General features: G+C 40.3%; 25 protein-coding genes. 23 read left to right on the plus strand and 2 right to left on the minus strand.

Features of this window, described 5'->3' with window-relative positions:
* Positions 1-390: 390 nt before the first annotated feature.
* The 18 genes from ACIQCO_RS15860 to ACIQCO_RS15945 all read left to right on the plus strand — a co-directional run bounded on the left by ACIQCO_RS15860 (position 391) and on the right by ACIQCO_RS15945 (position 18120).
* Positions 391-1452 carry a phosphotriesterase family protein gene (locus tag ACIQCO_RS15860; protein WP_400430192.1) on the plus strand — a complete coding sequence of 354 codons (1062 nt, stop codon included), beginning with the start codon at positions 391-393 and terminating at the stop codon, positions 1450-1452.
* Between the two features lie 101 nt (positions 1453-1553).
* A complete protein-coding gene (locus tag ACIQCO_RS15865; RefSeq protein ID WP_400430193.1) occupies positions 1554-2549 on the plus strand; it encodes a phosphotriesterase family protein in 996 nt (331 codons plus the stop codon).
* Positions 2550-2575: 26 nt separating this feature from the next.
* Positions 2576-3739 carry a thiolase domain-containing protein gene (locus ACIQCO_RS15870; RefSeq protein WP_400430195.1) on the plus strand — a complete coding sequence of 388 codons (1164 nt, stop codon included), beginning with the start codon at positions 2576-2578 and terminating at the stop codon, positions 3737-3739.
* 2 nt (positions 3740-3741) lie between these two features.
* On the plus strand, positions 3742-4161 hold the full coding sequence (locus ACIQCO_RS15875) for a Zn-ribbon domain-containing OB-fold protein (RefSeq protein WP_400430197.1): 420 nt from the start codon (positions 3742-3744) through the stop codon (positions 4159-4161).
* Positions 4162-4217: 56 nt separating this feature from the next.
* Positions 4218-5915, plus strand: coding sequence for a CocE/NonD family hydrolase (locus ACIQCO_RS15880; protein ID WP_400430199.1), 1698 nt, complete (start codon positions 4218-4220; stop codon positions 5913-5915).
* A gap of 27 nt (positions 5916-5942) precedes the next feature.
* Positions 5943-6893, plus strand: coding sequence for an MBL fold metallo-hydrolase (locus tag ACIQCO_RS15885; protein WP_400430201.1), 951 nt, complete (start codon positions 5943-5945; stop codon positions 6891-6893).
* Between the two features lie 16 nt (positions 6894-6909).
* Positions 6910-7605, plus strand: a complete 696-nt coding sequence (locus tag ACIQCO_RS15890) for a 3-oxoacid CoA-transferase subunit A (protein ID WP_400430203.1) — start codon at positions 6910-6912, stop codon at positions 7603-7605.
* On the plus strand, positions 7598-8287 hold the full coding sequence (locus ACIQCO_RS15895) for a 3-oxoacid CoA-transferase subunit B (RefSeq protein WP_400430204.1): 690 nt from the start codon (positions 7598-7600) through the stop codon (positions 8285-8287). Before ACIQCO_RS15890 ends, ACIQCO_RS15895 begins: the two co-directional genes overlap by 8 nt.
* Positions 8284-9039: a GntR family transcriptional regulator gene (locus tag ACIQCO_RS15900; RefSeq protein ID WP_400430205.1), complete on the plus strand. Its 756-nt coding sequence runs from the start codon at positions 8284-8286 to the stop codon at positions 9037-9039. Before ACIQCO_RS15895 ends, ACIQCO_RS15900 begins: the two co-directional genes overlap by 4 nt.
* A gap of 141 nt (positions 9040-9180) precedes the next feature.
* The gene (locus tag ACIQCO_RS15905; RefSeq protein ID WP_400430207.1) at positions 9181-10293 is read left to right on the plus strand and encodes an FAD-dependent oxidoreductase; all 1113 of its coding nucleotides are present in this window, start codon (positions 9181-9183) and stop codon (positions 10291-10293) included.
* 47 nt (positions 10294-10340) lie between these two features.
* Positions 10341-11267 (plus strand): alpha/beta hydrolase, encoded by a 927-nt coding sequence (locus tag ACIQCO_RS15910; RefSeq protein ID WP_400430209.1) that lies wholly within the window; start codon positions 10341-10343, stop codon positions 11265-11267.
* Positions 11268-11515: 248 nt separating this feature from the next.
* Entirely contained in the window at positions 11516-12769 is a 1254-nt protein-coding gene (locus ACIQCO_RS15915; protein ID WP_400430211.1) for an MFS transporter, read from the plus strand.
* Between the two features lie 89 nt (positions 12770-12858).
* On the plus strand, positions 12859-13806 hold the full coding sequence (locus ACIQCO_RS15920) for an MBL fold metallo-hydrolase (protein ID WP_400430212.1): 948 nt from the start codon (positions 12859-12861) through the stop codon (positions 13804-13806).
* Positions 13807-13994: 188 nt separating this feature from the next.
* Positions 13995-14555, plus strand: a complete 561-nt coding sequence (locus ACIQCO_RS15925; RefSeq protein WP_400430214.1) for a TetR/AcrR family transcriptional regulator — start codon at positions 13995-13997, stop codon at positions 14553-14555.
* On the plus strand, positions 14555-14689 hold the full coding sequence (locus ACIQCO_RS15930) for a hypothetical protein (protein WP_400430215.1): 135 nt from the start codon (positions 14555-14557) through the stop codon (positions 14687-14689). The genes ACIQCO_RS15925 and ACIQCO_RS15930 overlap by 1 nt, the downstream gene beginning before the upstream one ends.
* Positions 14690-14963: 274 nt before the next feature.
* A complete protein-coding gene (locus tag ACIQCO_RS15935; RefSeq protein WP_400430217.1) occupies positions 14964-16364 on the plus strand; it encodes a purine-cytosine permease family protein in 1401 nt (466 codons plus the stop codon).
* A gap of 289 nt (positions 16365-16653) precedes the next feature.
* Positions 16654-17646: an MBL fold metallo-hydrolase gene (locus tag ACIQCO_RS15940; RefSeq protein ID WP_400430218.1), complete on the plus strand. Its 993-nt coding sequence runs from the start codon at positions 16654-16656 to the stop codon at positions 17644-17646.
* Between the two features lie 90 nt (positions 17647-17736).
* Positions 17737-18120 carry a MaoC/PaaZ C-terminal domain-containing protein gene (locus ACIQCO_RS15945; RefSeq protein ID WP_400430220.1) on the plus strand — a complete coding sequence of 128 codons (384 nt, stop codon included), beginning with the start codon at positions 17737-17739 and terminating at the stop codon, positions 18118-18120.
* Positions 18121-18325: 205 nt separating this feature from the next.
* Here ACIQCO_RS15945 and ACIQCO_RS15950 read toward each other — a convergent pair whose 3' ends face one another.
* Positions 18326-18661 (minus strand): L,D-transpeptidase, encoded by a 336-nt coding sequence (locus ACIQCO_RS15950; protein WP_400430222.1) that lies wholly within the window; start codon positions 18659-18661, stop codon positions 18326-18328.
* A gap of 406 nt (positions 18662-19067) precedes the next feature.
* On the opposite strand from ACIQCO_RS15950, the gene ACIQCO_RS15955 reads away from it, so the two are divergent.
* The 4 genes from ACIQCO_RS15955 to ACIQCO_RS15970 all read left to right on the plus strand — a co-directional run bounded on the left by ACIQCO_RS15955 (position 19068) and on the right by ACIQCO_RS15970 (position 21955).
* Complete coding sequence (locus ACIQCO_RS15955; RefSeq protein ID WP_400430224.1) at positions 19068-19463, plus strand: hypothetical protein; 396 nt, start codon at positions 19068-19070, stop codon at positions 19461-19463.
* Positions 19464-19683: 220 nt separating this feature from the next.
* The gene (locus ACIQCO_RS15960) at positions 19684-20079 is read left to right on the plus strand and encodes a VOC family protein (RefSeq protein WP_400430226.1); all 396 of its coding nucleotides are present in this window, start codon (positions 19684-19686) and stop codon (positions 20077-20079) included.
* A gap of 24 nt (positions 20080-20103) precedes the next feature.
* Entirely contained in the window at positions 20104-20475 is a 372-nt protein-coding gene (locus tag ACIQCO_RS15965; RefSeq protein WP_400430227.1) for an MmcQ/YjbR family DNA-binding protein, read from the plus strand.
* 370 nt (positions 20476-20845) lie between these two features.
* Entirely contained in the window at positions 20846-21955 is a 1110-nt protein-coding gene (locus ACIQCO_RS15970; RefSeq protein ID WP_400430229.1) for an FtsZ/tubulin family protein, read from the plus strand.
* Between the two features lie 322 nt (positions 21956-22277).
* On the opposite strand, the gene ACIQCO_RS15975 is transcribed toward ACIQCO_RS15970, so the two are convergent.
* The gene (locus tag ACIQCO_RS15975) at positions 22278-22658 is read right to left on the minus strand and encodes a YciI family protein (protein WP_400430231.1); all 381 of its coding nucleotides are present in this window, start codon (positions 22656-22658) and stop codon (positions 22278-22280) included.
* Between the two features lie 295 nt (positions 22659-22953).
* Here ACIQCO_RS15975 and ACIQCO_RS15980 point away from each other — a divergent pair, with 295 nt between their 5' ends.
* Positions 22954-23109: a DUF1540 domain-containing protein gene (locus tag ACIQCO_RS15980; protein WP_400430233.1), complete on the plus strand. Its 156-nt coding sequence runs from the start codon at positions 22954-22956 to the stop codon at positions 23107-23109.
* The last annotated feature ends 7 nt before the right edge of the window (positions 23110-23116 follow it).

Here is a 23116-nt window from a genome sequence, read left to right on the forward strand (position 1 = left end):
TTTGTACCCCCTATAGACCTTATCCATATATTAACATAGCAGCAAGCCAAATCCTACAGTTGGAAGAGGTTAACTAAATTCATTAAATATAAATATATCAAAATAATAAATTTAAAGTCTATTGGGAATTATCAGAAAAATAATTGACTTTGGTATAACAATATTATAATATGTAATTAATAAATAGTGATTTAATTCACTATTTATGGAATAGAAAGCGATTACATTCCAGAAAAGGCATTCTTGGGACGGTTAAGTAATTTAACCCGAGCAAGAGGTTTTTTATTTAATTGAATTAGACAGACTGGTCTGTTTAGACAATTCTCTTCAACTAAATCCACACCTTCGACAAGTCAAAGGTTGGAACCATAAATGGTAGGAGGTTTTACAATGCTAGATAATGTACACGAAAAAAGTTCAAGCGTTGTTCGTACTGTACTTGGACCAGTACCGGCTCAGGAATTAGGTGTGGTTCTTATCCATGAAACACTGCTTTCTGTGTTTCCTGGTGCACAGTATGCGCCTGAGATTGATATGGACAGAAGTAAGATATTTGAGGAATTAAAGCGTGAGCTCACTGAGTTCCGTCGACTTGGCGGGAAAACAATAGTAGATGCTAGTGGCATGTTCCATGGTCGTGATGTGCAACTTTATCGAACGCTTTCAAGAACAACAGGCGTTCACATTATTGCGTCAACAGGATTAGGACCGGAACCAATGTTAAGTGGATACTTTACCACTCCACAAAAAAATCCACCAACACCATGGTCAGCAGAACAATTTTCAGGTTTGTTCACAAAAGAGGTACTAGAAGGAATCGTTATTCCACGCGTTGAACGTTCAAGTTCAGCAGGTTTAGTCACATCCATTGCCACTCGAAGTGGAATCACCGAGGTAGAAACTGGTCTTTTCCGTGGTTCTGCACAAACAGCTTTAGCAACAGGGGTTCCTGTATCTGTTCAATACGGTGCAGATGCTACGGGTGACCTGGAAATTTTATTAGGTGAAGGTGTTGCCGAGAACCGGATCATTATTGGTGGACTTGATCGTTTAGACGCTGTCCGCCGGAAGGAAGCTTTTGCAGTTGCTAAACGCGGGGCCTATGTTGCTATAGACCATGTTGGCTGGTCTCCAAGTGAAGGGTTCGTTAATGATGAAGAACGTGTAAAGTTAGTCGCAAAGCTACTTGCCGAAGGTCTTGGTGATCGAGTGCTAATTTCAACCAATGCAATTGGTGTAGCAAAAGGTCATGAAACAAAAGGGCTTGGATATGATTACTTATTAACAAAGTTCGTACCCATGTTACAGGATGCTGGAGTGACGAGAGAACAAATCCGTCTTTTATTGGAAGAAAATCCTGCGCGCGTTCTTACTGTTGATGTATCAGCTGACCAAAAGGTTACTGGTTGGAACTTTGACTGGGATAAATTATATCATTCAGTAACTTATTAATTTAATAGATAAATTGTATTTTGGCAAGTAGTTAAAGACTGTAGAGTATACAGCCTTTGTGTCCTTTATAAGAAAAACTATTAAGGTGAGGAGTGAAAACTTTGGGTAAAGTAAATACCGTATTAGGCCCCATCCCTACAGAAGATTTAGGAATCACAGCAATGCATGAGCATATCGGGTTTGGTCTGCCGGGATGTGACTTGGATACACAATGGTGGAAAAAACCTGAAGAAGCGTTTGAGGTTACATTACAAAAATTACGTCGCTTCCGCGAACACGGTGGTAAAACCTTTGTTGACTGCACAGGAATCGGGAATGGACGCGACATCGAATATTTCCAAGTACTTTCACGCAGAACGGGTGTTAATATCGTAGCCGTTACAGGGTTTGTAGCAGCTGACTCAGCCCTGCCTTATTTTCGAAAGCAATCAGTCGAGTATCTTACCGATTTATTTGTACGTGAAATTACAGTTGGTATTGACGGTACAGACGCAAAAGCAGGCGCCATAAAAGTAGGTGTAAGCCGTGGTGGTAAATTAAATGAACTTGATAAACGTATTTACCAGGCAGCTGCACGTGCAGCATTAATAACAGGCGCTCCAATCATTACACATTTATGCGTAGATGCTCAAACTTCAATTGATATATTCAATGAAGAAGGGTTACCGCTTAATCGCGTTCTTTTTGGGCATGCAGATGATGGCGGGTATCTTGATGAGACTCGAGACAATTTAATTGCTAAGTTAGGCGGATGGGTAGGCTTCGATACAATCGGCTATGACAGTGAAGTTGAAGGTGCACCGTATTGGTCACGCCCGCGTCAAGATCGTGTTGAACATTTTCTCCGTTTCATTGAAAAAGGTTATCTAGATCGTGCGGTTATTTCAGCAGATGCAAACTGCTGTGCTTTAGGATGGCCTGGATTAAAAGGACATTCTGTAAACTATTTATTTGAAGAGTTTTTACCAGACCTGACGAAAGCAGGTGTTGGGGAAGAAGTATTTGAACAACTTTTAGTTCACACTCCTGCAAAAATCTTGACTATGCAAGAACCTGTTAAACCGAAAGGCCTTAGCCTTAAACAGCTACAGATTTAAACAAGAGCAGCGGGAGGTCGAGAGATATGAGTATAAAAGGAATGGCCTATATTGCAGGGGCGTTCGAGCATCCACTTCGTAAAGCGCCAGATAAATCAGTTGCGGCACTACATGCTGAATGTGCGAAAGGTGCATTAGAAGATGCAGGCCTGACAATTGCAGATGTAGACGGTTATTTTTGCGCTGGTGACGCTCCGGGTGGTGTACTGTCTATGGTTGATTATTTAGGTCTAAATGTACGTCATGTAGATGGTACAGATACCGGTGGTTCATCGTACATTGCCCATGTTTCCCATGCGGCACAGGCAATCGTTGCGGGAAAATGCAATGTCGCGTTAATTACAATGGCAGGACGGCCACGGTCAGAAGGGAGAAGTGGGGTTAAACAGAAACTAGTTGGTGCAAATGTTCCAGATACACCGTTTGAACTTCCTTTTGGACCAACTGCTGTGAATGAATACGCGATGGCTGCGATGCGTCATATGCATGAATACGGCACGACGAGTGAGCAGTTAGCCTGGGTTAAAGTGGCTGCATCAAACCATGCCCAATACAATCCAAATGCGATGCTGCGTGATGTAGTAACAATAGAAGATGTCCTTGCGTCTCCAATGATTGCGGATCCGTTACATAAATTGGATTGCTGTGTAGTGAGCGACGGCGGGGGTGCATTAGTTGTAGTGAGACCTGAGATTGCCAAAAGTCTCAAACGTCCACTTGTCCGAGTGATGGGCGCAGGCGTTGCACCTAAAGGATTACTTGGCGGAAAAACAGACCTTACGTATTCAGGAGCTGTATGGTCAGGACCTAAAGCCTTCGAGGAGGCTGGAGTTACACCACAAGATATTAAGTATGCATCTGTTTATGATAGCTTCACCATCACAGTGTTGATGCAGCTTGAAGATCTAGGTTTTTGCAAAAAAGGGGAAGGCGGCAAGTTTGTCGCTGATGGGAATCTGATTTCAGGAATTGGCAAGCTTCCAATCAATACAGATGGCGGAGGGTTGAACAATAATCATCCAGCGAGCCGGGGCGGCATCGTGAAAGTGATAGAGGCTGTTCGCCAGCTGCGCGGAGAGGCACACCCGCAAGTACAAGTGAAAAATTGTGATATCGCGTTAGCCCACGGGACGGGCGGCGGGCTTGCAAGCCGTCATGGCAGTGCGACACTTATCATGGAGAGGGTGTAAGAATGGGAACTACCTATCAAGATAGAACGATGACGATCCCTGAGATTCACCCGGAACATAAGGAATATTGGACTGCCGCTGAAGAAGGAAAACTCCTTATCAAGCAGTGCGATTCGTGTAGTGTGTATCATTATTATCCGCGAGTGCTATGCCCTTTTTGCATGAGTGATAAAACAAATTGGATAGAAGCAAAAGGCACTGGAAGTATCTATACGTATAGTGTGATGCGACGTGGCGTCCCATATGCCATAGCCTTCGTTGAGCTCGATGAAGGTCCAAAAATGATGACAAATATCGTCGATTGTGACTTGGATACGGTGCGCATCGATCAACGAGTAAAAGTGGTATTCAAGCAAAGCGGCGATCAAGGAAATCCGGGCCCTTTTATCCCTTGTTTCACACCTATCGAAAATAGGTTTTAAGTAATCAAATCTCTTAATCTCATATTTAGAAGGACTAAGAATAGGAGCGAATTGAAATGATCATCACTAAGGACGTACGCATTAAAATGCGTGACAGCGTGCATATCGCTGCAGATATTTACCGTCCTGAGGGCACAGAAAAAGTACCGGCACTACTTGCTCTTAGCCCCTACGGTAAAGAACTACAAGCACAAGCACTAACATTACCTCCTCAAGCACGTCCAAGTCATCTTTGGAACGGAGCGATTGAAGCAGGTGATATTCGTGAAGTAGTATCACGAGGTTATGCTCATATTATCGCTGACGTACGAGGTACAGGAGGTTCTGAAGGACAAATGTGCGGTAACTATAACTCTGGTGGTCATGGAGATGGAAAAGATATCTATGACCTCGTGGAATGGTTAGCAGAGCAAGAATGGTGTGATGGAAACATCGGAATGATTGGTATTTCCTACTTTGCCTCTGTTCAAATTTTAGGTGCAGCGGAGCAGCCGCCACACTTAAAAGCAATCTTTACGAACGGTGGCCACTTCGATCTTTATGAACTTTGTTATCACGGCGGTATCATGTGGTTAATGCCTCGTGCGTCTCGTGAAGGACGCGGCGGCGATAGCGGTAACGCGTTCAATAATGTAGCAAGCAAGAGCTCAAAAGTGTTCTCACCAGGAGAGCTTCAAGAGAAAACGCAAGAGCGTTTAAATGACCCAGATATTGCCCATTGGTCAGACTTTGTTCACCTTTTACACTATCAAGACCGCCACGAATTGTGGATGGATTACTTGTTAAATCCACTTGACGGCCCATTCTGGCAAAAAGATAGCGCTATAGAAGTAGCACATAAAGTAACAATCCCAACGTACTTCCAAGCAAAATGGGGCCGCGGGTGGAATGTTGAAGGCACAATCGAATGCTTCCACAAAGTATCAGGCATTAAAAAACTTGATATCCAAGCACTGCCGCCAATGTTAGAGCGTCCCTTTCACGAAAGTCATGACGAAATGTTCCGCTGGTATGATTACTGGTTAAAAGGCATCGACAATGGCATTATGGATGAACCAACAGTGCAGTTCTCTGTTGAAGGCTCATACAAATGGCGTAAAGAAGAACACTGGCCATTGCCATATGAAGAAAAGAAAGCGTTCTACTTACGTCCTCGCCACAAAATGAGCGAGAAACCAGAGCCATTACGATCCGAATATGCACATCCAGATGGCTTCTACCAAGCACCATTAACAGTAACAACAACATCAGAAAAGATTAATTGGACTAGTAATAAATTCTTAGAGTCTGTAGAAATGACAGGTACAGGGGCTTTATATATTCATGCTGAAATCGATACAGAAGATACAAACTTCATTGCCAAACTTTATGATGTAGACCCAAGCGGAAAACGTACGCTTATGACTTCCGGTTATTTAAAAGCATCCCATCGTGAATTAGACGAAGAACGATCAAAACCTGGTGAGCCATGGCACCCACATAACCGTGTGGTACCAGTAACACCTGGTGAAATAAACGAGTATGCGATTCGCTTATATCCATTCTCATTCTTAATTAAACCAGGACATCGTATTGAATTAGATCTTGCATGTAACGAACCACTTGATGGAGAAGATGCAAAATTACTGCCGCCGGATAGCTATCACTTACCAAGCGGTCGTGCAACAACACACAAAATCTATCGAGATGCAGATCACCAATCGCGTTTAGTGTTACCGGTAATTCCTAAACAATTTGACGTTACAAATAAGTAACGAAGGAAAGAAGAGGAATGAACGATTATGGCAAAGTCAATACGTGTTATACCAATTGAATGTAAATTTGGACCAATTTCCGCATTTGCCTATTATGTGGATGCGCCAGAACCAGCACTCATTGATACCGGTGTGAATGTCTCAGCAAGGAAAGACATTGAGCGAACTCTAGCTGAAAATGATATCCGAATAGAAGATATTCGTTGGATTTTACTAACACATGGCCATGTGGATCACCTCGGTGGTGCATATGCAGTATGGGAAAAAACAGGACGACGGGCAAAAGTAGTCATTCCCAAAAAAGAAGCTCGACTATTACGTGATAAGAATGAGCAAATTGTTGATTACAAGGCACTACAAGGAAAATACATCACCAATCCAGCCATACAAGAAAAACATATCACAATGTTAACAACAGATATTAGTGGCACGATCGAACCGGACTTGGTGGTAGTTGAAGGTGATTCCATCTATCTTGGAGGTGAAATCAGATTAAAGGTGATTGAAACTCCAGGGCATTCGATCGGTTCTGTGACATTTATTTTGGATGAATTAAATTGGGCGTTTGCAGCGGATGCTGTTCAAATGTATGGCGGTTTTAGCGGCTTACCCACAATAGAAAACCCAGCTTTATATCGCAAAAGTGTACAACGGTTGTTAGAAGAAGTTCGTCCTAACCGATTATTCTTAGGTCATCCATTCCGCAATATCAATGGTGATATGCAAAGTGCACAAATCGAGGGTGAGCAGGTAGCAACTGTGTTACAAGCCAGTCTTGATATGGATGCCAAATTGAGCGACGTCGCGCGGTGCCACATAGAGAATGGACTTCCTGCTGAACAGCATGAACTGTATGGATCGTTTGGCTGGATTGCTGCCGAAATTGGCTATACAGGTGATCCACGGAACTTACCTTGCGCATTTTTTGTAACGATGAATGGTTACCATGAGGAAGTTATTGGTTCGCAGATTAAATGAGAGGAGGAAAATTGAAATGATCCAAAAGAGGTTTGAAAATACAGCCAAGGCCGTTGCCGATATACACGATGGAGCAACCCTGCTTGTTGGAGGATTTGGGGGAAGCGGACTACCGTCTCATCTGATATCTGCACTCGTAGAGCAGGGCGCGAAGAATTTAACAGTTGTTTCAAATAATATTGGTGCCGTTAGCGATGGTGTTGCCTCACTCATCAGCAATAATCAAGTTAGGAAAATAATCTGCTCCTTCCCTGTCGGTCCACACGCAGACGATTTGATTGCACGCCTTCAGAATGGAACGATCGAGTTAGAAATTGTCCCACAAGGAACATTAGCAGAACGCATCCGGGCAGGGGGTGCGGGTATTCCTGCCTTTTACACACCAACGGCAGCGCACACAGAACTTGGAGAAGGCAAGGAAACACGTGTGTTCAATGGTCGTTTGCACGTTTTAGAGCAAGCCATCACAGGTGACTATGCTTTTATCAAGGGACATTGGGCAGATCGCTGGGGGAATCTTGTTTACAATAAGACACAGCGTAATTTTAACCCGGTAATGGCGACAGCAGCCCGCATTACAATTGCCGAGGTAGATGAAATCGTAGAAGTCGGAGAATTGGGTCCAGAGAACATTGCCACACCGAGTATCTACGTGCATCGTTTAGTAAAATTGGAAGCTCAATGTGAAGGGAGGGTGTTAGGAAATGGTTAAAGACGAACACAAGATTGGATGGTCAAAGATAGATTTAGCTTCCCGAGTAGCTCAAGACCTAGAAGATGGATGGTTCGTAAATCTTGGTATTGGAATACCGACACTTGTGGCAGATGTCATCCCTGAAGGCCGGGAAATCATATTGCATAGTGAGAATGGTCTTCTTGGGCTTGGTCCTAAACCTGAACCAGGGAAAGAGGATATGGATCTTGTTAATGCTGGTAAGGAACCAATTACATTAAAACCAGGCGGCAGCTTCTTCTCACAATCAGACTCATTTGCCATGATCCGTGGCGGTCACCTTGACGCAGCGGTACTCGGCGCATTCCAAGTCTCGATGTATGGTGATCTTGCTAGCTGGAAGGTACCGAACGATCCTCTTGGACGTGTTGGAGGTGCCATGGATTTAACGGTCGGCGCAAAGCGTGTTTTCCTCTGTATGCAGCATTGCACTAAGAAGGGAGAATCGAAAATCGTGGAGGAATGTACATATCCACTGACAGCGCCTCGCTGTGTTGATCGTATCTATACTGACCTTGCTGTGATTGATGTGACAGAAGATGGTCTTGTTGTTCAAGAACTTGCTCCTAGCGTTACATTTAAGTATTTGCAGGAAAGAACAGCTGCTCCTCTTAAGGTTCCTGCGGACCATCTTGTAAAAGGAGACTCTATTCAACATTGATTAAGCATATCAAAAAAACGTCCATTGATCGCAGTTCATCAGTGCCACTTTATAAACAAATTAAGCAAATACTAATTGAGGAGCTGCAGTCTGCTGACGGTAGAAATGGCCGTCCTTTCAGCACTGAGCAAGATCTTGTTCAGCGCTTCCACGTGAGTCGGGCGCCCGTTCGAATGGCACTGAAGGAGCTTAGCGATGAAGGGTACGTATACCGAGAGCGGGCGAAAGGAACTTTCCCTGTTCAAGAACTTCCCGTACGACCTCCAGGGTTAGAGTTAGGGGGACTAGTTGCCTTCCTTCGCGATCAAGGGTTAGATTGCACTTCGAGAATACTAGAAGTAGATCGAGTCTTACCCACAGGGAATCTGTGCCCTATTCTTGGACTTGTGTCAAGTAATAAGGTTTTGAAAATCTCTCGGTTAATCCTGCTTAAAGAAATCCCGCTTGTATGGACGCAGACATATCTGGATGTCTCTGAATATTTCCAACCAACAAAGCGGGATCTAGAGATGGTCGACAGTGTCTTCATGCTCCTACAGAACGAAAAAGGAATTTTCATTTCTCGCGGTGATCACCAGATCTGCGCAACAAGTGCAAACCATGAGGAGGCAGACCTTTTGGGTATTCAAAATGGGGATCCTGTCCTCGTAATAGAGACGAAGTTGTATACGCGTAATGATCGCCTTATTGGCTGGAGAAAGGCTGTCCATAGAGCCGATGACTATAAATTTTCTTTTACAGTGAATCGTTGAGATTGACCTAAACTGAAGAGACGTGGGACAAATTTTGATGTCGCGGCTAACAGTAACACATCTAGGAGGCAACGGGAAAGCAGATATTTGGAGGCATCTTATATTAGTTAATTAAATTAGTAGCATAGGAGGGAAAAGTTTATGAATTCAAAGTCAAATTTAAGAATTGCTATTATCGGTGGCGGTATTGGCGGGGCATCAGCAGCAGTAGCTTTACGGCATGCAGGATTTAATGTCGACGTCTATGAGCAAGCATCAGCTATAAAAGAAGTAGGTGCAGGTATCGGTTTGCGTCCGCCATCCATCCGTTATTTCAAGAAATGGGGGCTTTTGGAGGAAATTGAGAGAGTGACCCATAAAAGCGTTTTAATGGAAATTCTTTCAGATTCAGGAGAAGTGTTACTGGAGGAAAAATGGCCTGCGTTAACAGATGACCCGGAAGAAAAATGGGCGAGATTAATCCATCGTGCGGACTGTCTGGATACATTGATTAATGCAATACCTTCTGAGTTTATCCATTTAAATCATAAATGTAATTCAATCGTTCGCCATGGAGATTTTGCTGAAATTGAATTTGAGAACGGTGTCAAAGTGGAAGCCGATTTGGTCATTGCTGCTGATGGTATTCGTTCCCTTACTCGTTCCCTATTTTTCAGTCAAAATGAGCCGGTTTTCCACGGTTATCATGCCTATCGGGCTCTTGTGAATGAGGATGAAACATATGGTTTAGCTTCTGAAGACACATTGAGAATTTTCTGTGATGATAAAGTCAATTATTATTTACTGCCGTTAAAATATCGGAAACAAGTTTCAGTCGATATTACCGTTCCACACGAAGACCGATCAGGGAGACCGAACGTGCCGAAAGAAGACATGCTCAACCAATTAATGAACTTCCATCCTAACCTCCAGAAGATTGCAGAAAATATTAATCATTTTGATGTTCGATCACTATACGATATCGACCCTGTTGAACAGTGGAGTAATAATTGTATCACCCTGCTTGGGGATGCCGCACATTCTATGCTTCATAACCAAGGTCAAGGTGCAAATATGGCCATCCAAGATGCAGGGGTATTGGCTGAATGTTTACTTGAAGCTGATACTGTTGAAAGAGCCTTACAAAAATATGAGTCTCTAAGAAAACCAATCTGCACTACGTATCAAAATTTATCCCGTCAGTTTCATAGTGATAAAGAAGAAACCGCTTTCCCGGAAAAAGAATTCTTTGAAAAGACTCCTGAGGTAAATTGATATCGTTTGTTGTGTGTACAAAAAATGAAATACGGAGGTTATCGCAGATGCCTGTACATCCCGAGATAAAAAAGATTCTGGATTTCATTCCACAATCTGATACAAAACCAAAAATCATTCCAGAAGAGCATAGAAAAATGTTCGATGCACCTATTTTACCTGTTGAAAAACGTGTTCAAGTTTATTCAGTTGAAGAAAGAACAATTCCGACTCATGAAGCGGAGATACCAGTAAGAATTTATACACCGAAGGAAGCAGAGTCTTATCCAATTCTCATGTATTTCCACGGTGGAGCATTTTTCTCCGGAAATTTAGAAAGTCATGATGAAATTGTTCGTCCGATTTGCCTGGAATCCGGTTATAAAGTCATTTCGGTAGGTTACCGTCTTGCTCCTGAATACCCATTTCCTACGCCATTAAAAGATTGCTATAACGTAACAAAATGGGCAGCTGAACACAAGGATGAATTGCAATGGGATGGTAAGAATCTCGCTCTTGCAGGTGATAGTGCGGGTGGTAACTTAGTTGCTGCTGTCTCACTAATGGCCCGTGACAAAAAGGAATTTGCCATCACGAAACAAGTACTATATTATCCATCCTTAGATCTTGACGTCAGCGAGTTTCGTTATCCGTCATTAGTGGAAAATGGAAAGGGTTATTTCGTTGAAAGTGATCAATTAGCTGAATATAACTCCTTCTATTTAATCGGAAATGTAGAAACAGATAATCCGCTAGTTTCACCTATTCGAGAAGAAAATTTAGAAGATCTTCCAGCTGCACTTGTCATCACAGCAGAATATGATCCAATGCGCGATGAAGGGGAACTATTTGCGGAGAATTTAAAAAAATGTGGTGTACCTGTTGAAACAAAGCGCTATGAAGGCGCTACGCATGGGTTCTTAGGTAAATTCACGCATCTTGATGAGTATAAAGACGTTTATAAACGTACAGCGAAATTTTTAATGTCCAAGTAGAGAATTTTAATAGGCTACAGACATTTCTAGGAAGTGATCAAAAGCGGCAGGTCCCAAGGCAAAAAGCGTTTGCTCACTTCTTTTTTAGCGTGTAAGTACTTAAACTTTCTTGTTCAATGCTTTAAGGGGGTGAAAATGAACGGTTACAAGGATGAGTGGAAAGGCTTAACATCGAGGTGGATAGAATAGAGGCGTCGAAAATATTCGAAATATTCAGAATTTAAATTTAAAAAGGGGTGTTTTATTTAATGGAAAATAAAAAGTTTTGGACTTATGAAAATAAGTTAGTGGTAATCGTCTTCTTCACAATCGGATTCGTATTCTTTGATCGTTTAGCGATTAACTACCTATTCCCAATGATTTCTGTAGATTTAGGACTAAACTACACGCAATTAGGTTTACTTGGAGCAGCTCTTGCATTAACTTGGTCAATATCTGGTCCATTAGGTGGCTTCATTTCAGATAAAGTTAAGAGTAAGAAATCAATGTTAGCCATTTTAGTACTCGCATTCTCGGTTATTTCATTAGCACACGGTTTAGCACAATCTTTTGCCATGTTATTCGTCCTACGTCTATTAATGGGTATTGTAGAAGGTCCAATGATTCCGCAAACCCAATCGATTTTAGCGATGGAATCTTCGGAGCGTCGGAAAGGATTTAACTTAGGTTTCACTATGAACACAAGTAACGCATTATTCGGGAGTATTTTAGCACCTGTAGTAATCGTAGCATTAGCAACAAATTTTGACTGGCATGTTGCATTCTATTTAACGATTATTCCAGGGATTATTTTAAGCTTTGTCATCCTCAAATCAGTTAAAAATCCAGATCCAGTGAAATTCCACGCTATGCATGCTACCAAATCGACTGATAAAGTTAAAGTGAAAGATGTTCTGAAGCACCGTAATATTTGGTTATCAATTGTTGTTTTCAGCTTAGTTATGACCACACTTATGGCATTCCAAATTTTTGGGCCAACGTATTTAGTCCAAGCAAAAGGTTTATCAGAAACAAGAATGAGTTTCGTAATGGCTACGTTCGGAGTTGGATATGCAATCTTCGGTTTCTTAATCCCAACCATTTCAGAGCGTACTGGACGTAAACCAGCTTCTTTAGTTTCTGGCTTGTTGTTAATTCTCATACCACTAGCTATCGTTTTCGTGGACTCAATACCATTAATGATGCTACTTTTATTCATTGGTTCGGCTGGTTCTGGTGTAATTGGCATGTCGATGTCCGTTATTCCAGTTGAGTCTGTTCCATTACAATACTCAGGTCTTGCCATCGGTTTAACCATCGGTATTGGTGAGTTAATCGGTGGATTCTTAAATCCAATGGTGAATGGTGCTTTAGCAGACATGTATGGTATTCAAACACCATTATTCGTAGCTGCTGGTGCGGCTGGGTTGGCATTCATATTCTCATTCTTCTTCAAAGAAACAGCACCAGCTAAAGTACAATTCACTCCAGTGCAAGAAGTCAAACCTAATGTCCAATTATAGTTTTAGTTTATAAGAACAACTTAGCCCGCCTCTTCTGGGAAGACGCGGGTTAGGTTTATCAATATTTTAGAAAGAGGGTGAAAAGCAATATGGAGGTATTACCCATTGTCGTTCCGGCCTCAAACAAATTAAAAAGTTTTAACTTTTTCTTAGTTCAACAGGAGAATTCCTTAACGTTAATTGACGCCGGATTGAACAATGATGATTGCTGGAATTCCCTACAAAAAACATTAAAGGATCATGATTACACACTTACCGATATCACAGAAATTCTACTAACGCATCATCATAGGGACCATGTTGGCTTGGTCAATCGAATTGTATTGACCCATTCCATTCCTGTATACGCCCATCCATATGCCATACTTGTCTTAAAAAGAGACAAAGAATATGTGAAAATGAGGGTAGAGTTTTTCAGAAAGCTATACCGTGAGATGGGATGTGGTGAAATTGGTGAGAAACAAGTAGCTGATTACCGTAATCCTATTATTCTAAATGAGGATAAAAAAATCCATTGCGAAATTCAAGGAATCACCAATAACCAACTATTAGGATTTGATATTTTCGAAATTCCAGGCCACGCTCCAGATCAGGTCGCCTTTTATAATAAAGAGTGTAAGTGGCTATTTGCTGGCGATTTATTAATTGAACAAATTTCAAGCAAAGCAATGATTGAACCAAATTATGATGGGATCCGTACAAAATCCTTGGTACAACAAAAGCAGTCATTAGAGAAATGTTTGTTATTGAATGCAGAACTCGTTTTTTCAGGACACGGTATGATCATCGAAAAGCCAGTTGATTTATTAAAGAAAAGAATAAAAGAGATAGATGAAAAGGCCAGCAAATACATAAACATGATTAAATCCGGATTTACAACCGCGAGTGGAATTGCCCAAGTACGATATAAGGATAAGTATGAAAAGCAGTTTTTCACTACTATGTCTGAAGTCATTGGTTATTTGGATTATATCGAATTTCAGGGGAACATTAAAAAAGAAATGAAAAAAGGAATTTGGCATTATTCTTGCAATTAAGGTTTATTAGCCTCTTGATCGGTGAAGAAGAACCCGTTTCCGGTACTCCAAAAACGGGTTCTTAGTCATTATGTGAACCGTTCACCCCCCATTCAGGTTCTTAACATATTGGAAAATCTTGAAATAGGGAAAGTCTTTTTGGTAGAGTAATGGGAAGACCGGTCGGTTTTTTAGGGGGGGACTATTGAATGGATACAAAATCAATGATAATCGACATCACCACCACCCTTTTCCAACAAAAAGGATATAAGGGTGTAGGAGTAAACGAAATACTAAAAGTATGTAACATTTCAAAAGGGTCGTTTTATCATCACTTTCCAAATGGAAAAGAAGAAGCACTCATTGCTTGTCTTCAGTCCATGAGTGATGCGGTTACTTCGGATATTGAGGATATTTTTAACCGATATCCAACAACTCAAGAAGCTACAAAGAAGATGATTGAAAAAGTAATAGGCATCTTTGAACGTGAAGGTACGATTACTAGTTGCACTTTTATCAGTATCGTTAGCGAAATGGGGTCGTTAAGTGATCCAGTCCGAAAAACCTGTGAGGACCTTTACTTAAAGATGCAACGGATTTATTCGACTAAGTTAGTAGCAGATGGGTTTTCGAAAGAAACTGCTAATTCAATTGCTGTCATGATGAATGCTTCTATTGAAGGTGGAATTATGATTTGTTTAACAGAAAAAACAAGCGAACCACTAAAAATAATATCGCGGCTATTACCCAATCTATTGAAGAAGGGTTAATGAATGATGTTATTTTTTTAATAGAAGAAACGAGGGCACTGGGATCTGGCCTCAGTGCAAAAAAGGGCTTGACTCCATTGCGTCACAGCTATGGAGGTCCGTCCACCTATCCGTTGTTTGATTATGTAAACTGATTGTGATATACTAATTAAAGATTAATGCTAAATTATCCTCCAGCTTATCCTTTGCTACTTGAAATTCGCGGTTTATTCTCTCCGAAAAGTATAACCTAGATCTGATTGAAACGATCGAATGATTCTATAGCGGTAATGATGAATCATAAAAAAAATCCTAATTACCACATATTGATACTTTTCAATTTTGTTGAATTATTTTATCAATATTGTGATTTTATAAAAAAAGTTAAAACCATATGTGAAAGTGTTCACAAAGGAAAGGAATGATAGAATGAGAACTGGTCAAGAGGCAGATCTCAAAGCAAAAGAAGTGATGCAGGATGATTATTCATATGATAGGGTACCAACAGAAAAAAGGAATATGGGCTGGTTCAGTATTACAAATATTACGTTTGGAATTGCAACGGCTATTTTTTACTTTCAAATGGGAAGTGTAATGGCACTTCAATTCGGGGCTGTTAACGCAATCATTTCAGCTATTTATGCAATCATTGTTGCTGGGATTCTTGGAACAATCATTGCCTATTTGTCGGCTAAATCTGGTATGAATGTAAATTTATTATCTAGAGGAGGATTTGGATATATAGGCGCTTCATTAACCTCGTTCATTTATGCATCCAACTTTATCATGTATTGTGCATTTGAAGGCATGATATTAGTTGCTGCAATACATGCATTTTTCCCCATCATACCAGTATGGCTTTTAATCATCGTCTTTGGTTCAATTGTTATACCGTTAAATTGGTTTGGTATAAAACAATTAGATAAATTGCAAAAATGGTCATTGCCAATATTCGGTGTTTTTTTAATCTCAACTATTATAGTCGCGTTCAATAAAACTTCCATTTACGACGGAAGCTTTTGGACGTATATGCCCAAGGGAGTTCAGGCAGGCGGGACAGCTTTATTGCTTTGCATAGGGATGCAGCACGGTATAATGGGCTTAACAGCACTTCTTGCTTCAGATTATGCACGTTTTCTAAAACCGAAAGACATTAAAATAGGGTCCTTCATGATTGGATTTGTCCCACAAATTTTCTGCTTTGGCGTTATGGGAGGTCTTGGAATATGGTTTGGGGTTCGTTTAGGAGAATCTAACCCGGGTGTTTACATTGTATCTCTCCTTGGCCTCGGTGGAGTTCTATTTACCTTGTTAACCCAAATAAGAATTAATATTACCAATATATATAGTGCTTCACTTTCGCTTTCTAATTTTTTTGAGAATATGTTTAAATTTAAACCAGGCAGACGATTTTGGATTGTTGTCGCGGGGGTAATTTCCATGGCCTTGATGCTTGGCGGAATACTGGATCATTTAGATACTGCCATGACATTCCAAGGAGTGTTTCTTTTGACATGGGCTGCTATTTTGGTTACTGATGCCCTAGTAGTGAAAAAAAGATTGAAGATTGGCCCTGATTATTTTGAGGCAAGGCAGAAGAATCTGTATAAATGGAATCCTGTTGGGGTTGTTCCATTAATTGTAGCAAGTGTTATAGGGACAATCGCTGCATTAGGATATATGGGTACGTTCTTACAAAGTACGGCTGCCTTTTTTGCAGCAATTCTAGCTTCTATTCTTACTATAATTTTCGCTGTTTTAACAAAAGGGAAATATTACAGTAAGTGTAAAGCTGATGATATACCGGAAAAAGAATACATCGCATCATAGCTTACGTCTTCTTAAATAAATTATATTCACCGATATCTTTGACTGTAAGAAGAAACCATCTTCTTATGGTCTTTTTTGTTTTACAAATAAATAAAATAAGTGCCTGTGTCACTACCCGTAATTTGTCGACATTATCTCGACAAAACTTGGGTTGTGGCACAGGCATTGTCAATTTCATTAAAAATGGAGAGGTGATAATTTTTTAACTCTTCTGTAAATAACGTATAATATAAATGAGCGAACGTTCAATCATAATTGTTTAATCCTTGAACAAAAGGAGGAATAGTAAATGGAGAAAAACGGCATTATTTTCTTTGAGAGGAAATTTCCAAGTGCAAACATGATTCTTATCAAGGATCAGCTCTCAATCCTTATTGATACTGGTTTTGGAAGTGATGCGAGAGAAACAGAGCAATTAATTAATGAAGCAGGCGTTTCACCAGAGGAATTACATCTTATTGTGAATACCCACTATCATAGTGACCATGTAGGGGGAAATTTTCATCTTCAAAAAAATTATGGAGTTAAGATTGCTGCTCATAAATGGGATGCTGATTTAATTAATGCTTGTGATCTTGAAGCCTGTAGTGCTGAATGGTTAGATCAGCCTGTGGAACCTTACCAAGTCGATCTGAAGCTACTAGATAACGATGAAATTCATACAGGAAGCAGAACTTTTCAGGTCCTGCACACACCGGGACACACGTTAGGACATATTTCTCTTTATGATCCGGAAGAAGAGATATTTATTTGCGGGGATCTCTTTCACAGAAATGATGTCGGCTGGTTTAACATCTTTCGAGAGGGTGTTTCATCAATCCAACGATCTTTAGAAAGTATTGATCGGGTATCCACGCTCCGAATCAGGCATGCCTATTCGGGACATGGACCCCAAATAGTGGATCCACTTAGTTCCATTGATACAGCAAGGAAACGGCTTGAAAAGTGGCACAAAAGTCCAGAAAAAGTTTCATGGCATGCCTGCAAAAGGATTTTTGCCTTTACACTAATCATGAAAAACGGATTGCCAAAAGAAGAAATTGATCATTACCTATTAAATTGTGGTTGGTTCCAAGATTTTTCACGCTACGCTTTCCAGCTTCAGCCAGAGGAATTTATTCAAGTCCTGTTGGATGAAATGATTCGTTCCGGAGCAGCAAGCTGGCATAATAATCATTTAATCGCCACAGCTCCATACATAGCACCACAAAAGGAATGGATGGATATGAACATCAAGCCGAAAGATTGGCATGTCAAGATATGCTCACATAATGAAAAATAGTAGGGAATGAATAAAAACTGTTGAATCTTGCTTTTTTAGTTTCATTTATAAACTTTTCTATCAAACTATTGAATTTAGGGGGAGTATAAATTGAGTTTGAAAGTTAAAGATATCATTCGATTTGAACGCACATTCACAAAAGAAGATGTTGAATTGTTTACAAAAGTATCCATGGATGAAGGGGATCATCATACGAATCCGGATGAACTTGGGAGAATTGTGGTTCAAGGGTTGTTAACTGCTACATTACCAACAAAAGTTGGCGGAGATTACAATGTACTGGCTCGTACAATGAATTTTGAATTTTTGAGGCCCGTCTTTATTGGAGATACAATAAGTTGTGAAGTAACAATTGAAAAACTGGAAAAGAAAGATAATAATAGAATATCTATTTTGGCAACTTTCCTTTGCACTAATCAACATGAGAAACAAGTATTGAGCGGAAACTTTGCGGGAGTAATATTAGGTCATTAGCCAATTCCGAAATGAGCAGCGGAAATTAATTCTTGATTGCGAAGTTCTTGAAGTGGACGAGCCAACTGCGACTTATTTGTATTCACCTGCTTGATGAGGGACTAATCGGGGTCTTTTTATTAGGATTAGTCCTTCATAGAATAATGAAGGTCTCTCCGTCGAACTTTCCTCCAACTATGTAATAAAGCGAGCAGGATTGACAGAGTCATTTATGAATAACAACAGAGGTGCCAATCGAAACTCTAGATGATAAATCTAGAACATCATGGTTAAACATTCTAATACATCCATGTGAGACATTCTTACCGATGGATGCTGGGTTATTGGTTCCGTGTATTCCGTAATGCGGTTTAGACAAGCCCATCCATAGCACTCCAAACGGTCCGCCTGGATTACGCTGTTTATTGATGATCGTATAAGTCCCAGAAGGTGAGGGGGTCAATATCTTTCCCACTGCAATAGGATAAGTTTTTATAAGCTTATTTCCATCAAATAGTTTTAGTTGATGATTCGACGTCGATACGTTAATCCATTTTGCCATCAAAAACAACTCCCATTTTTTTTGATTAGTGTATGAAGTAAAGTAGGTATTTGTGACCCTCCTGTCAAAATACTTCCCAAGAACCGGTCAATGATGGAAACGGTGTGTTCACAGAATTGTAGGAAACCTTTAGAAGAGACGAAATTATTTTGAAATTCAGTGTGGTATAATTTTTCAGGAATGGAGGTGGAAAAATGTCGAAAGAACAATAAAAATTATTTTTAAAATTTGGATTCCTTCTATTAAATCTGCAATCTTCCCCTTTAATTTTCATCATTTTAAACCCACTATCATGCCTTCTTATAATAACTTCCTGTTAAAATGCTGATGCGAATAAATTCATATAACTAATAGAATAAATGGGAGCGTTGCCGGTCAATCGAGGTTATAAAAAAGGAGCGATAGTATGAATGCAGTGCTGAAAAAGATGGTTAAAGGCATCACAGTTTGTTATTCAGAGGTTTTCCCCGATCCCGATCAAAACAACGATTTTTTCCAGTTAAATTATCTTGGAAAGTTATTTTTAATTGCGGACTCATATTGTATGAACACGGATTGTACATGCAAAGAGGCGGTTCTTAATTTTGTTCAGGCATACCCGAAAGAAGGCAGGAAAGCTGACAGTTTTATAATAAGGCTAAAACTTAATGGCAGAGGATATAAAATACATGATCGCGGCAGATTCAGTAAACGTGAAATACAAGCCATCGTTATGTATTTTACCGCTGACGGCACGTTCCTCGAGCTTTTTAATGAACGTTACAATGAAATGAAGGAAAAAGCAAAAGAAATTCTAAATTAAGTAGAATATTCGTCATTAAAGGCTCAACGCTTGCTGCGTTGCAATATCCAGAGAAAGTGAATAAAACAAATTTTTGCAGATAGAGTAATCCTATACTCCAAAATAATTGAGAGAGGATTTTTATTAAAAAAGTCGAATAGTTTTCATGTACTATAATTATTAAGAGAGGTTAATAATGATTTAAAGAAGTAGTTATTTTTTGAAAAAATAGGAGGTAATTATGGGCAGATTAGTTCATTTCGAAATTCATGTGAATGACATGGAACGGGCAAAGAAGTTTTATGGAGAGGTTTTTGGATGGTCATTTCAGGATTGGAGTGAGTATGCCGGAATGCCATACTTTGGAGCGGTGACTGGAGATGAAAATGAACTTGGAATCAATGGTGCTTTGATGCAGCGGCAAAGTGCTCCTCCGGAACCAAACCAAGCTTTAAATGGATTTGCTTGTACAATGGGAGTGGAGGATTACGATTTAACCGAAGCGAAAATTATTGAGAATGGTGGCAAGGTCGCAATGTCCAAATATGCCCTGCCTGGAATGGCGTGGCAAGGGTATTATACCGATACCGAAGGCAATATATTTGGAATTCATCAACCCGATGTGAATGCAAAATAGAAACCAATATAGGTGAATAAAAATATGAAATCACAAAACGCTGCAAGCATGCTTGAAAACTTACGCACTATCTGTCTGGCAATGCCCGAAGCTGTTGAACTTATCGATGGTTTCGGTCACAATACTTTTAAAATCAATGGAAAATCATTCGTGATTTCGGGTGAAAGCGACAAAGGATTCAACTTGTCGTTCAAGTCAGATCGGGAAACACAAGAATTGCTGCTGCAGAAGGAGTATTTTTTCAAAACCCCTTACATAGGACAGCACGGCTGGGTTTCGATTCAAAATCCGCAAGGGGAAGACTGGGATGAATTAACCGATTTACTTCAAGAGGCCTATTTACGTGCGGCACCGAAGCGTTTGGTTAAGCAATGGAATGAACTGCATAAAAAGTGATGAAAACATATTGAAATGGATGCTAAAATTGTTTTAAAAAGGAATTAAATCATCGAGGCAGCAGACTTGTCACCTCATAAACCATGACCTTACATTAAGAAAAACAGAAACCGTGCAATGTTCAAAGGACAGGCTCGGTTTTTTGTTTTCCTTTCGGAAGAAAACTTGATGGTACGAGCCGTTTACCTCTGCACTATTAAGAGAATCATTCATAATGGTTTTATCCAGTTCTTAATCAAGTCGCCTATTTCACGGACGAAGACGGAGACAAGGAGCCTGTCCGCTCTAACTAATTTCATGCATTTATAAAGGAAAAAGTCTAATTTTATAAATCATGAGTATTATTTTAGAAAGAGAAGGAGGCGATCTGATGAAATCTATTGGGATTTTAGGCGTAGGCCAAGCAGGCGGGAATATAGCTGAGATTGCATCAACCATGGGTTTTCAAACAGCGCTTATCAACACGAATCAGCGCGATGGTTTAGTGAACACGAAGGTGGAAAGAAAGTATTTTGTCCCAGGGTATAATGGTGCCGGGCAAGATCGATCGATTGGATTAAGGGCGGTAAATGAAAATTATCGCGAGATCATTGACTTTGTCCATCGTTCCTTTAAGAATATAAAACTTTTGCTAGTGGCCTTTTCTACTGACGGAGGCACCGGATCAGGTATGAGCCCGTTATTAATTGACCTGTTTTTAGATCAACTGCCAGGCGTCAACATTGGTGCAATTGCGATTGTTCCTGATCGCAATGTGTTAGCGGGCAACCGGATCAATGCTGCTGAGTGTATCGAGGAGCTTTCCAAAATAGACTCGCTCTCATCAGTGTTCCTAGTCGATAATGATCAGATGCGAAAGTTGAACCCGCAATCCAGTAAACATCAAATCTACCTTTCTTCTAATCATCAAGTTATGGAAGCAATTAATAATGTGCTCCAAGTAACGAAAAAGAGTTCTGTTTACGGAAACTTCGATGAAACAGACCTGATGAATATCCTCTGTACAAGAGGAGTAACGGTTATCTCATCGGCCACGTTAACAGAGGCCAAGACGACGTCAGACGTTGCTAGTAAAATACAACAATCGTGGGCGAACTCGATCTTTTGTCCTGTGGAATCAACAGGTGTTATTCGTGCAGGTTTAATCTATGAGGGGTCAGAGAAAATGGCTAAGCTCATTAATGTCCCTGCAGTTTTTGAAAGGGTGGGAGAACCGCTGGAATTGTTCGAAGGAACCTATATCTCGGAATCTGATCCTTCGATAACAACGATCCTAGCGGGGCTGCCGTTTCCTGCCCGGCGAATGCAGGCACTTGAGGAATCGCTCGAAAAGAACAAGGACCGGTTACAGAATTTAGTCAATAAAGAACATACTCAGAAGTATGAGTCGCGAATATCATGGGCTTCCAACCTGAAAGCTAGACCGCAGGAAAGGAAGACAGGAAGTATTTCATCGAAGTTATCGAAATATCAGAGGTAAATATTTAAAGGGTCAGCCCCCCGGCACACTACTGAGTTTTTAAGACTGTAAGAAGACACGATCTTCTTATAACGGGTTCCGTTTCTTATCGCAAAACGGTAACTTACAACTGAAAATGTATAAGTAAAATGCAAATCAATTTGCACCGTATTTGCGGTGCTTTTTTGTTATAAAAAATAGCCCAAGCTCATAAAAACTTAGGCTGCATATTTATTAATTTAGAAGGCTGATTGAACTTAAGCCCCAGGTAGTTGAAGAACATAACATAAGTTTCTTTTTTACAAATTCTTTTATGGTATTCGCTAATTTGATTAAAATAAAATCATTGCGGTTTATTAGTTAGCTCCGGCGCCTCAAATACTTGACGCAATTCAATCTGACCTTCCCCATGTCCTTGTGGGTCCGGCATCCGCATTGCCCACTCGATGGCTTCTTCCCTCGACTTCACATCAATCAGAATGAACCCGGCAATCAATTCTTTCGTTTCCGTAAATGGACCATCCGTAACCACTGGCTTTTCTCCTGGTTTCGGAAACGAAAGGCGAATCCCATTTGAACTTGGATGAAGTCCTTTAGCCATAACCCGCACGCCTGCCTTAACTAATTCCTCATTGTACTTCGTCATGGCTTCAATGAGCTTTGAGCTAGGGAAATTTCCGGCTTCCGAATTCTTCGAGGCTTTGACAATTATCATAAACAGCATAAAAATTTCCTCCTTCTTTTTTAGAGGCAAATCTCCTAATTGACCTCTTTATAAATACAACGAACCGGAATCTTCAAAATCTCTCCTTTTAAATATTCTATAAAATCAAAGGATATTCCTTCCTCAAACCTGCCCCTTTAGATTAAGTACGTCTTCATACAAAATTTGTTCATCTTAGCGTATATATCCATCGCTTTACATCAATAAAAAACGAGTGGGGGAGGAGGGTGGCAGTGTTTATCCCATCTTTGAAAAGGGTATTGTTGAATATAACCATTTAAAGGAGGTGGATATCATGAAATTGGAAGTGAAGTGCAATGTAGAAAATTGCGAATACTGGGCTAAAGGTGACCAATGTATTGCTGATTCTATTTACGTGATTGCTTCTAATGGCAGAGAAGCTGATAATGTTGAGGAAACTGCTTGTAAAACCTTTAAAAAACGTAAATAACCCCCTG

The sequence above is a fragment of the Neobacillus sp. NPDC093127 genome (assembly GCF_044754175.1).
In the GTDB taxonomy this organism is placed as follows: domain Bacteria; phylum Bacillota; class Bacilli; order Bacillales; family Cytobacillaceae; genus Neobacillus.